We start from the raw sequence: 10,438 nt of genomic DNA, 5'->3' as shown, positions 1-10,438 counted from the left end.
GTGGAACGGGGCGTACTCACGCCTTTACCGGTGTTACGGTATGAGCTTAAAAAGCAGTTTCATGCCACGATCATGAAGAACGGGCATGTCTGTCTCGGTCCGGACAAACACAATTACAGTGTGCCTTACCGGTTTATAGGCAAGAAGATCAAGCTTTTATATTCCAGCAATTCAGTGGAGGCCTTTTATCATTATGAACGGATCGCTATACATAAGCGCACCAGGAGCATGCATGGTTATACGACAGATAAAGAACATCTGGCTTCTACTCACCAGTTCGTTACGGACTGGAACCCCGAGCGTTTCCTGGGGTGGGCAGCCGCCATTCATGAAGATGTAAGGCTTTATATCCATAACATATTTGACCGGAAAACGCATGTCGAACAAGCTTATAAATCATGTCTGGGGATATTGAACTTCTCCCGGAAGGTCGGTAATGAGCGTTTGATACTGGCTTGCAGAAGAGGTCTTAACTATGGTATCTATAATTACAAGACCATCCAGATGATCCTGGAAAAGAACATGGATCAGTATGAAGAAAGCCTGTTTGCCGATGAACTGCCGATGCCCAGTCATGATAATATCAGAGGAGAAGACTATTACCAATAACCCTTTAAACAATCAATAGAATGAATACAAACACCTTAGACAAACTGCGGAAGATGAAGTTCTTCGGTATGTTCCATGCCTTTAAAAGCGCCCTGGAAACAGGCAAAACCAATGATTACACAACAGATGAACTGCTGGCCCACCTGGTAGATGCAGAATGGGATGACCGCCATAACCGGCGTATTGAGCGGCAGATCTTCTATGCCAGGTTCCGCTATAAAGCCTCGGTGGAGGATGTTCATTATCATGCCGACCGGAGCATTGACCGGAATCAGATCATGCGCCTGGCGGATTGTACATTCATTAGCCGCTTTGAGAACCTGCTCGTCACCGGCAGCACAGGTATTGGCAAAAGCTATATCGCTTCGGCTATTGGCTACCAGGCCTGTATGCTGGGTTACCGGGTGATGTATGCCAGTACGCCCAAACTCTTTGCTAAACTGAAGATGGCCAAGGCTGATGGTTCCTATCTCAAAGAGATTGCTAAGATCGAACGGCAGGAACTGCTTATACTGGATGACTTCGGTATCCAGCCTTTTGATGCACAGAGCAGGGCTGCATTAATGGAGATCATTGAGGACAGGCATGGTAAAACATCATTGATCATCACTTCTCAGCTCCCGGTAGGTAAATGGTATGAAGTAATTGGTGAAAAAACAATTGCTGATGCTATCCTGGACAGGATCGTCCACAGCGCACACCGCATTGAGCTGAAGGGTGAGTCGATGAGGAAAAAACGGCAGCCGGATGATAAAGATGTCACTTATCAATAACCAATTTAATAACTAACTTTGAAAACGCTTTTACAGCATCTGCTGAACTCTGCCGCCAGCTAAATCACTGCTCTCTTTGCCAGTGAATCACATGGTCAGCTTCCCCGGAATACCCACTGAATAGCCGGATACTGGCAACGGTAGAAATGATGTATCAGGCTGACGGCCATTTCCCGGTTTTCCTTTTCCGCATAACTTCGATCATGGAAGACCCGGAGGATGACGATTTAAAACCCGAAGTTTCTGGGTTTTCTTTCGGATATGATATTGACATCGATGATGAGGTTTATATCCAGCCTTTAAGCTCCGATGGCTATTGGGAGGATTTCCTTAAAGAAATGGGCATAACCCATTTCTTTACCTCCAACAATGTTGGTATAAAAAAGCTGTATAAATTCTTATCTAAAGACCTCAAGATCTGGGCCGACGAGGTGCCCGCACAAATAATTATTCCCGAACCGAATAAATGGCGAACCTTGCTAACGGTTCCCGTTAGTTAATATATTTTCATTCGGGCCAAAAAAAGGGGCGTTAACAGGTAAACTGTCAACGCCCTTTATGATCAGATGCGTTTCTTAATTTATATCTTCTTTCCGCTCCCTGACATTAGCGTTAGGCTGAAATGAAAGTTTCAGCTATTGCTTTTTGTAAAACAGGTGCTACATCGCATTGATTTGCAAACTCCGGCCATAATTGAAGGGTGCTTTCGATCTGCCGGATGATCTCATCGGGCTTTTTAATGCTCATTTGTTTGGCTACTTCCAGCAGGTCTTTCCGGTCGATGCCCCGTCTTTTACCATTAACGCTTAATGACTGCTGGCTGACCCAAGGGCTGTCCGGGCGGTAAGCATGGCATACATCATAAGCCGGGGCTAATGCCCATTGCCCTTTTTTATCCATTGTAAAGGCAAAGTTTTTGGTATGGTCATCGCAGTTTCGCGCCAGTACATTAAACACCATCCTACGGTACATTTGCTCTGCCTGCGGGTAGTCCAGCCGTAAAGAGCGCATCGTTTGAAACAATTGTTCATAGCTATACGAGCCGACATTATTAAAGTCAAAATGCTGAATAGCGCAAAAGGTTTGAACGTGTATTTTGCCTTTTTCGGGAACACGGTCAAATCGCCTGGTCATAAAATGTGCCCGTCCATGCTCTTCCAATAACCGGCACTCGGTCATTTCAATACCGCAGTCCACTGCCATCAGGTGATAAGCCATTTCAACACGGCCATAATCCCTCGAAGTGCCGAATTGCGCGTCATGTACCCCATCAAACTTGATCAACCATTGCGTAAAGCCTTTCGGCGCTTCCGCCTGTCCGCTTCTCACTTCGCCCGTTTTAGGATTATAGGCGATCACGGCTTTGGCACGGGCACCACCGGCGGAGGTACCGATCTTTAGAATATCCAGCAACCCTTTTTCTTCATCTTTGGACAAGTGAGTATGAAAATCCTTTCGTCCAGTTAGGATAGCTTCGGATATTTCAACCAGGCTGTCTACTTCCAGTTTCGTGGAAGTGTTTTTTCCTTTGGGTTCAACGGGCTCAAACTCCAGCGCACCCATGCCGCGCTGCCCGATAAAACATAACATTTCCACCGGGTTCATGCTGTCCGCAGGGCGGCCCATTCGCGCCAGCCACGTATTGATCAACGTATTACCATAACGGTCAGGCAAAACGTCCGCTAACAATCCGGGCAATCCCTTAAAGGTTTGATTGCCTCTTAATTCGTTGAAAGAAAAAATCCTGCCGTTAGCTCCGCTAACCGGCATTTTGAGCGGAGAAATATCCCAGCCTTTGCGTAAAAAGGCGGGTTCAAATTCAAAATCAGCAACTCCTTTATCAGCATCCCACGCTATCGCGCCGACACGCTCACCCCAAAGATTGATAAATGCGCTATTGATCATTACCAGTTTACTTTAGTTATATGATTAGGATTATCATTGTTCCGGGCCCTTTGTCTTTTTTGTTGTTCCAGTTTGGCTATCTGTAAAGGGCTTATCTTTTGTTCGGTTTCAAATGATTGCAATACAGGCAATTGTTCCAGTACCCGCAGGATTTGAAGGAAGGATAATAACGTACCGCCATTTCCCTTTTCGATCTGGCTAACGGTGGAGCGGTTGATACCGGCTGAATCAGCGACCTGTTGCTGGGTTTTATTCTGTTGTAAGCGGGTTTCCTGTATAAATTGACCGAGGAGGTTTAGAACACCCTTGTCACTCATGGAATACCAATCTATGCTGCTTTTTTCCATCACTAAATGATTTTATAGTAGTTAATGCTTGCTTTTCTACACAAAAGTACAATAATAATTAAAATAACTATTTCTTTTACTTTAAATGATTGTTTATTCCATCATTAATGCCTGTTTAATGACTTAATGATGGATTATTTGAGCATTAACTGTCGCTTGTTATATCTTTCCGGGAAAGGATACCGCTGCTATCTTGACAGAGGATTGTTAAAAGGTTGACTGCTTGAAAATGCCGCTCCTGCATTTTCGCGATGCTGCAAAAGCATCCGCTATTCCTGTAAACTGCCGGTATATCCAATTAAGCGCATTATTCAGGACTTCACTTGTTTACCCGCTCCACTTTGTTACGCCGGGAAAAGCGGCGCTTGCCTTCACGCTGCACTTAATTTACGGTTGAAAGATCAGATGCTTCAAGGTGCTATTTTCCAATCGAAACGGAGAAAAAGGCAGCTAAGGTTTTGCCCGCATTGCTTAAAGACTTACGCAAACATCCGCAAAAGACTACGGCATAATGAACAGGCCTCGTCCCTCAGCCTGTCCACCCTGCGGGACTTATTCCGTTTCCTTTTGCCTGCTGCGGGCACCCTTTTTTTGCTTTCTTTTTTTCCGTTTTTTCTTTTGAAAAATAGCTTTTTAGGGAAGTCTTCGGGAAAAGAGGGAAACAAAAAAATAAATTTTTAACCCTTTTAAATCATTTAAAAAATGAAAACAGCAGAAAAAAATGCAACCGCAGTACAAGGTACAGGAGCAAAAAACAACGAAGCCAGTAACAAAATCGCTAACCGCCCAAGCCTTACCCAAAAGGAAGCCAAAGAAGATGAAACAGCTAAAAATCAAACACCTGCCCAAACTCCGCAGCTTGAGGCCGACAAGGTTACCCAGGCTAAGACCAATAGCCCCACTACAGTGGATAACAAACCTGTTAACACTGAACACCAACCCGCAAAGCAGGAAGTAAAGGAAGAGCCAAAAGCCGAAGAACCGCAAGCGATAGCGCAACCCGTAAAACTTGCTTTGAATTTAGAGCAAACTTTAAAATCTGTTAGTGATTTGCACCGCCTAAGCATACAGCGGTTAGCCTTGATTGCCCGTATTAAAACTTTGGAAGATTTTGAGGTAAAACTGGTAGAAGAAAACGATGAACTGGAAAACAACCCTTATCAGGGTTGCAAGCTGATTATCAAAGACGATAAGGGCAGGGAATTTACCACCAATACACCAAACCTTATCCGCATGGTATCGCAGTTTATTTTTGATGCCTGCCATGAAAAACTGGCTGATATTGAAGCTAATATCATTTTTCCTAATGCTTAGTAAACCACATGCTCCCGGTAGCAAGCCGGGGGCATTTTTAAATTTTACCTCAAAAGATAACCCGATGTACGAGCAATTTATAGAGTTAACCAACCAAATATTTTGGGAAGGTTATGCAGAACAATTGGCGCAGGAAAATCCCGCAAGGTTTCAAATGGAGTTTAACGATTTTATAAATACCTACCAGTAAGGCAATGGAAGACACGGTTTTTTTATTGGTTAAGGTCAGGATCAAAACCAGTTACCCCAACATACACGATGCTATTGCAGAACTGCAAACGGAAACGGTTTACAGCGTAGGCAGTACCGAAAACGTGGAAGTGATAGCAACGGAACTCATGCAATTAAAAACTAAAAAATAAAGTCATGGCACATCAAATAAATTTCAATCAGAATACAGGCAAACACAGCTTTATGAGTGTTAAGGAAAAAGCCTGGCACAATCTCGGCCAAATCATTGACCGTTACCCGACCAGTAGCGAAGCGATACAACACGCTGGACTGGATTATATCGTTGAAAAACGACCACTTTTTACGTATGATACAGCTAATTATCTCGGCAACGCTGAGACAATTATCCCTGAAATTAAAGTCCCCAATTTTTACGCAACCATTCGGGCGGACACGGAACAGGTTTTGGGTGTCGTGGGTAATGATTATGAAGTGGTGCAAAATAGGGATGCTTTTTCTTTTTTTGATGCTATTGTAGGCGGTGGCGATGGTATTTTATATGAAACGGCAGGGGCGTTAGGTAATGGTGAACGGGTATTTATTACGGCAAAACTACCCGATTATATACGGGTGGGTGCTAAAGACTGGATAGAGCAATATTTGTTTTTAACTACTTCGCACGATGGATTAGGAAGCATAACCGCAGCTTTTACGCCAATCAGGATCGTTTGCAACAACACGCTTAACGCAGCGATGAACAACCATTCAGGGGCGATTAAGATACGCCACACGGCATCTGCTACCGAAAGGCTGAAACAGGCGCATACGTTAATGGGTATCAGTAGTTTATTAGCGGGTGAAATGGAAGGGCTATTTAACCAATGGGCGCAGGTGCATATCTCTGATAACGAGGTTAAAAAACTGATACAGATTGCAATGGCACCAAATAAAGAGGTGTTAGAAAATTTAGCAGAGGGTAAGTTAGATTTGCTATCTACACACTACACCAATATTGTAGATAACGTGTATGAATATGCTTTAGGAAGCCAGACCCAGCAAATGGAAACAACCGCAGGAACGGTGTTTGGTGCTTACAATGCCGTAACGGGCTATTTTCAAAATGTGCGGCTTTTTAAAAGTGATGAAGCCAAGTTTAAATCAATCATGGACGGTACAGCCAAGCAACGGGCACAAACCGCTTTTAATCTTTGCCGTGATTTTGCAATGCAGGGAAGCGAAGCCCTGATTTATAATTAAATACTTTTAAGGGGGAGCAATCCCTCTTATTTCAAAAACTCCCCGGCGGCGGGCTACGCCCGCCCGAAGAACACCCCCTGTTTTCTTATGGTTTGATGATCTTTGGTGAAAACAGGGGGTGCTTTGAAGATACTATAAGATACTCCGGATACTAAAACAAGGCATCTAAATAAGGTTTTTTTAATGTTGAACTTAATGGTAGATTTGGATATAAACCCAAATCAATGTCAGGTCAGAGATATTTAACAAAATCCAAATTAAAACTTGCATTAGAATGTCCAACTAAGCTTTTTTATAGCTCAAAAAAAGAATATCCTGATAAAAGGATAAATGATACTTTTCTGGAAGCTTTGGCTAATGGTGGATTTCAAGTCGGTGAACTTGCGAAATGTTATTTTCCTGGCGGAATTAAAATCGATGAACTTGATTACGACAAAGCACTTCTAAAAACCAATGAACTGTTACTTTTAGATAAGGTGACCATTTATGAAGCTGCTTTCTGTTTTGATTTGTTTTTTATCAGGGCAGATATTGTTGTCAAAGACGGGAATAGCCTGAAATTATTTGAAGTTAAGGCAAAATCATACGATCCGACTAACTTAAAAGCATCGATTTCAAACAGTAACGGAATTGCACCTAAATGGCAACCGTATATTTATGATGTTACCTTCCAAAAGTATGTGATCTCGTGTTCCAGGCCTGATTTGAAGGTTAAGGCGTTTTTGATGCTGGCAGATAAAAGTAAAAAGACATCGGTAGACGGCCTAAATCAACATTTTCATATTCAAAAGAATAAGAACAACAAAGTTTCAGTCCAAGTATCGGGAGATGTTTCACCTGAAACTTTTGGACAGGAAATCCTTTGTCGTGTTAACATAGATGAACTTGCAGATATGCTGCTAAAAGATGACCCGTTGTATAACGATGATACCAAATCTTTTAGAGAATGGATTGTTTTTTTTGCTGAGAAATATAAATCGGATGAGCGCGTACAGGGCAAAATAAGAGCGCACTGTAAGACCTGTGAGTTTCGGGCTACGCCCGAACAGGAAGCTTTAGGTTTAAAAAATGGATATAAGGAATGCTGGAAAAGCGTCAATGGCTTTACAGAGGAGGATTTTTTAAAACCATCCCTTCTTAATCTTTGGGACTTCAGGAAAAAAAATGAGTATCTGGATAACAACATATTTTTCCAATCACAATTGAGTAGAATTGACCTGGAAGGCCAGAAACCAAAAGTTAATACTGAACCTGGCCTAAGCCGGGTTGACCGCCAGGAATTGCAGGTACAGAAGTCAAAAGACAATGACTTATCGCCCTATTTTGATCATGAGGGATTTATGGAAATTTCCTCAACCCTTACCTATCCGTTGCATTTCATTGATTTTGAAACCTCTGCTGTGGCTATACCTTTTAATGCGAACCGCAGGCCTTACGAACAGATCGCTTTTCAATTTTCACATCATGTACTTTATCAGGATGGAACTATTGAGCATAAAGGGCAGTGGTTGAATACAGACGTGGGAAGCTTTCCGAATTTTGAATTTATCAGGAAACTCAAAGCGGATCTTGATGGCGATACTGGCAATATTTTTCGGTATGCTGCTCATGAAAATTCTATATTGAACGCTATCCACCGGCAGTTAAGAGAATCATCCGAACCGGATGCCAGCGAACTATGTTCATGGATTGAAACAATTAGCAAATCCACAGGGGACAGCACCGTAAAATGGGAAGGCAGCCGGAACATGATAGATTTATTGGATTGTGTGAAGAAATTTTATTATTCCCCATTAACCAACGGATCAAATTCCATCAAAGATATTTTACCAGCTATACTAAACAATAGCTCATTCCTTCAGGAAAAGTACAGCCGCTCCATTTATAGGGACAAAAATCAGAGTTTGAATTTTAGCGAAAAGATATGGATTGATCTTACTCCCCAGGGTAAGGTAATCAGCCCTTATAAACAATTGGAACCAATATTCACCGGGATAGATGAATCCTTATTAGACGACCTGCTGATGGACGAAGAGGCGGAGTTAAGCGATGGTGGGGCGGCAATGATGGCTTATGCCCAAATGCAATTTACTGAAATGAAGCCCGAGGAAAGGAAACATATTCATTCATCGCTTTTGAAGTATTGCGAACTGGATACTTTGGCAATGGTGATGATTTGGGAGGATTGGCAACAACAACTTAAATCTTTTGAAGCGAGCGGTAAGCTATAAAAAAATGAACCGTTTAACTGGGGGTATTATTTAAAATCTTCATCCAAACCGAAGAAGAATTTGAAATTGACATTCAGGGGTTTTTGTATATTTCGCTGATATGTTTAACGAAAATAAGTTATTTACATTCTTATAGTTAAAAATAAGGCAACCATATATAGTATCAGTTGCTGGTTTTTAAAAATATTAACTAACTTTCCTGTGTTATAAATATCTTTCCCACACAATTTTAGCAGACAATAAATTGATACTCAAACCTTATTTAGCAATCGCTTTATTAATTCTGGTATTGTTTGACAGAGAAAAAACATTTTTGATTAATAAATGCAAGAAATTGGATACACTCAAGTAATCATGAACCAAAGGAACATTGTTCTGTTTGGCTCCGAAGCTGACAAAGTAGACAATTCATCGAGATTGTTTAAAATCTTCACGATGAAACTCCAGCTGGTGGCGAAAGCCTGTCACGTTTTCCATAAAGATACAACAATTTGGAAGCCGATTCGATTCATTCTCGGAGTATATCTCCGACCCATGATGAAAAAGTGTATCCTTTATATATGAAAGACATCCTTGAAATAAACGGATATTTTTCTGATAAAGAATTAATAAAAATTCTCTGCCACAAGAGAGCTATTGCCGCTAAGAAGGGGCATGATGATCACTTTTTTAGAAACATATCTCCAAAAGCAAAGTCTCCACATAAACAATTAAACAAGGAGATCTTTTCTTTTTTTCCACCCAGGAGCAAATGGATTAGAATTAATAAACGGGAGCGAGAAATTCGTGGTTCAAATACCATTGAAACTAATTCCATTCAACTGGAAAGAACTATTTGGCGCGAAATAAAAAAATGTGAGAGATTAGGAACTATCAGGCCACGTTGGTTAAAGAAACTTCTTGATTTTACCGATAAGATTCGTCACGATGTTTTTGACGAGAATAGCGGATATAAGATTTCTACTCCCAGACCAATTCCAGTAATAAAAGACATAAAGGAAAACACCTACCGACCAATCACAGTCTTTAAATTGAATGATCTAATTGTTACGGGGCAAGTTGCAAGGTACCTATCAAATTGCTTCGATCCTTTGTTTTCTGATTCCTCATACGCCTTTAGGACGGGAATTCAAAAGCATAAAGTTTTCAATCATCATGAAGCAATAGTGGATATTATTGCATTCAAAAGCAAAGTTGGCAAACCACTTTTCGTTTCTGAATGTGACATAAAGAAATTCTACGACTGCGTAAACCACAAAAAAATCTTAGAAGAGTTTCAATTAATGACCAACGAGGCCAATGAGCGCCTTAAGATTGTAATTGCAAAACGAGCAGTGTACATTTTCAATTCCTATTTAGCAGCATTCTCATTTAATGACAACATAAAAAAAGAAGAAACGAATTTGTTAAGAAAGGCAGGAATTTCAAATGGAACAATTCCTTGGGTGAAAGATTCAGAATTGCTTGAGGTGAACTCAAATCCATCAACCGACAAAATTGGTGTTCCCCAAGGCGGAGCAATTTCATGCCTGATAGCAAATATTCTTTTAACCCATGTAGATAGGATCGTAAATGCTAATTCTGATGGTAATACTTTTTACGGCAGATTTTGTGACGATATGGTTTTGATGCACCCTGAAAAAGAAAAGTGTGAATCACTTTTAAAAATCTATCAAGCGGCATTAAAAGAAGTTAAGCTAATTAGTCATAAACCATTGGACTTCGCCGAATACGGAAAAAAGTTTTGGGATGAGAAACTAAAATCAAAATTACCTTACAAGTGGGAACAATACGATAGGCTCAACCCGGAAACCAAAACAAATGTGCCTTG

10 protein-coding genes and 1 pseudogene are annotated in these 10,438 nt (G+C 41.2%); 9 read left to right on the top strand and 2 right to left on the bottom strand.

All coding sequences use genetic code 11. From position 1 onward, the window contains the following. The 3 genes and pseudogenes from GSQ74_RS16325 to GSQ74_RS16315 all read left to right on the top strand — a co-directional run. Positions 1-609: pseudogene (locus tag GSQ74_RS16325) on the top strand (IS21 family transposase); the annotation flags it as partial. 20 nt (positions 610-629) lie between these two features. Beyond that, positions 630-1,382, top strand: a complete 753-nt coding sequence (istB, locus tag GSQ74_RS16320) for an IS21-like element helper ATPase IstB (RefSeq protein ID WP_158995153.1) — start codon at positions 630-632, stop codon at positions 1,380-1,382. Between the two features lie 146 nt (positions 1,383-1,528). After that, entirely contained in the window at positions 1,529-1,882 is a 354-nt protein-coding gene (locus GSQ74_RS16315) for a hypothetical protein (RefSeq protein WP_158995151.1), read from the top strand. Between the two features lie 112 nt (positions 1,883-1,994). Here GSQ74_RS16315 and GSQ74_RS16310 read toward each other — a convergent pair whose 3' ends face one another. Both GSQ74_RS16310 and GSQ74_RS16305 read right to left on the bottom strand, forming a co-directional pair. Next, positions 1,995-3,287 (bottom strand): type II toxin-antitoxin system HipA family toxin, encoded by a 1,293-nt coding sequence (locus tag GSQ74_RS16310; protein ID WP_158995149.1) that lies wholly within the window; start codon positions 3,285-3,287, stop codon positions 1,995-1,997. Continuing rightward, positions 3,287-3,634 carry a helix-turn-helix transcriptional regulator gene (locus tag GSQ74_RS16305; protein ID WP_158995147.1) on the bottom strand — a complete coding sequence of 116 codons (348 nt, stop codon included), beginning with the start codon at positions 3,632-3,634 and terminating at the stop codon, positions 3,287-3,289. Before GSQ74_RS16305 ends, GSQ74_RS16310 begins: the two co-directional genes overlap by 1 nt. 702 nt (positions 3,635-4,336) lie before the next feature. On the opposite strand from GSQ74_RS16305, the gene GSQ74_RS16300 reads away from it, so the two are divergent. The 6 genes from GSQ74_RS16300 to GSQ74_RS16280 all read left to right on the top strand — a co-directional run. Further along, a complete protein-coding gene (locus tag GSQ74_RS16300; RefSeq protein WP_158995145.1) occupies positions 4,337-4,948 on the top strand; it encodes a hypothetical protein in 612 nt (203 codons plus the stop codon). Continuing rightward, entirely contained in the window at positions 4,941-5,138 is a 198-nt protein-coding gene (locus GSQ74_RS16295; protein WP_158995143.1) for a hypothetical protein, read from the top strand. Before GSQ74_RS16300 ends, GSQ74_RS16295 begins: the two co-directional genes overlap by 8 nt. Before the next feature lie 4 nt (positions 5,139-5,142). Beyond that, positions 5,143-5,310, top strand: coding sequence for a hypothetical protein (locus GSQ74_RS22625; RefSeq protein ID WP_174236934.1), 168 nt, complete (start codon positions 5,143-5,145; stop codon positions 5,308-5,310). Between the two features lie 4 nt (positions 5,311-5,314). Further along, positions 5,315-6,376, top strand: a complete 1,062-nt coding sequence (locus tag GSQ74_RS16290) for a DUF932 domain-containing protein (protein ID WP_158995141.1) — start codon at positions 5,315-5,317, stop codon at positions 6,374-6,376. Between the two features lie 224 nt (positions 6,377-6,600). Further along, positions 6,601-8,607, top strand: coding sequence for a DUF2779 domain-containing protein (locus tag GSQ74_RS16285; RefSeq protein ID WP_158995139.1), 2,007 nt, complete (start codon positions 6,601-6,603; stop codon positions 8,605-8,607). Positions 8,608-9,167: 560 nt separating this feature from the next. Then, on the top strand, positions 9,168-10,438 hold a 1,271-nt coding region (locus tag GSQ74_RS16280), incomplete at its 3' end, for a reverse transcriptase domain-containing protein (protein WP_216846762.1).

It is taken from the genome of Mucilaginibacter sp. L196 (assembly GCF_009765905.1).
Taxonomy (GTDB): domain Bacteria; phylum Bacteroidota; class Bacteroidia; order Sphingobacteriales; family Sphingobacteriaceae; genus Mucilaginibacter.
Note: the sequence above shows the minus strand (reverse complement) of the source record. Positions and strands in the feature narration are given on the sequence as shown.

What these genes read in the sequence shown, in the direction of transcription:
- GSQ74_RS16310 (WP_158995149.1), bottom strand. Translation starts at nt 3,287, where the DNA reads ATGATCAATAGCGCATTTATCAATCTTTGGGGTGAGCGTGTCGGCGCG.
- GSQ74_RS16295 (WP_158995143.1), top strand. Translation starts at nt 4,941, where the DNA reads ATGCTTAGTAAACCACATGCTCCCGGTAGCAAGCCGGGGGCATTTTTA.
- GSQ74_RS16290 (WP_158995141.1), top strand. Translation starts at nt 5,315, where the DNA reads ATGGCACATCAAATAAATTTCAATCAGAATACAGGCAAACACAGCTTT.
- GSQ74_RS16305 (WP_158995147.1), bottom strand. Translation starts at nt 3,634, where the DNA reads ATGGAAAAAAGCAGCATAGATTGGTATTCCATGAGTGACAAGGGTGTT.
- GSQ74_RS16285 (WP_158995139.1), top strand. Translation starts at nt 6,601, where the DNA reads ATGTCAGGTCAGAGATATTTAACAAAATCCAAATTAAAACTTGCATTA.
- GSQ74_RS22625 (WP_174236934.1), top strand. Translation starts at nt 5,143, where the DNA reads ATGGAAGACACGGTTTTTTTATTGGTTAAGGTCAGGATCAAAACCAGT.
- GSQ74_RS16300 (WP_158995145.1), top strand. Translation starts at nt 4,337, where the DNA reads ATGAAAACAGCAGAAAAAAATGCAACCGCAGTACAAGGTACAGGAGCA.
- GSQ74_RS16315 (WP_158995151.1), top strand. Translation starts at nt 1,529, where the DNA reads ATGATGTATCAGGCTGACGGCCATTTCCCGGTTTTCCTTTTCCGCATA.
- istB (WP_158995153.1), top strand. Translation starts at nt 630, where the DNA reads ATGAATACAAACACCTTAGACAAACTGCGGAAGATGAAGTTCTTCGGT.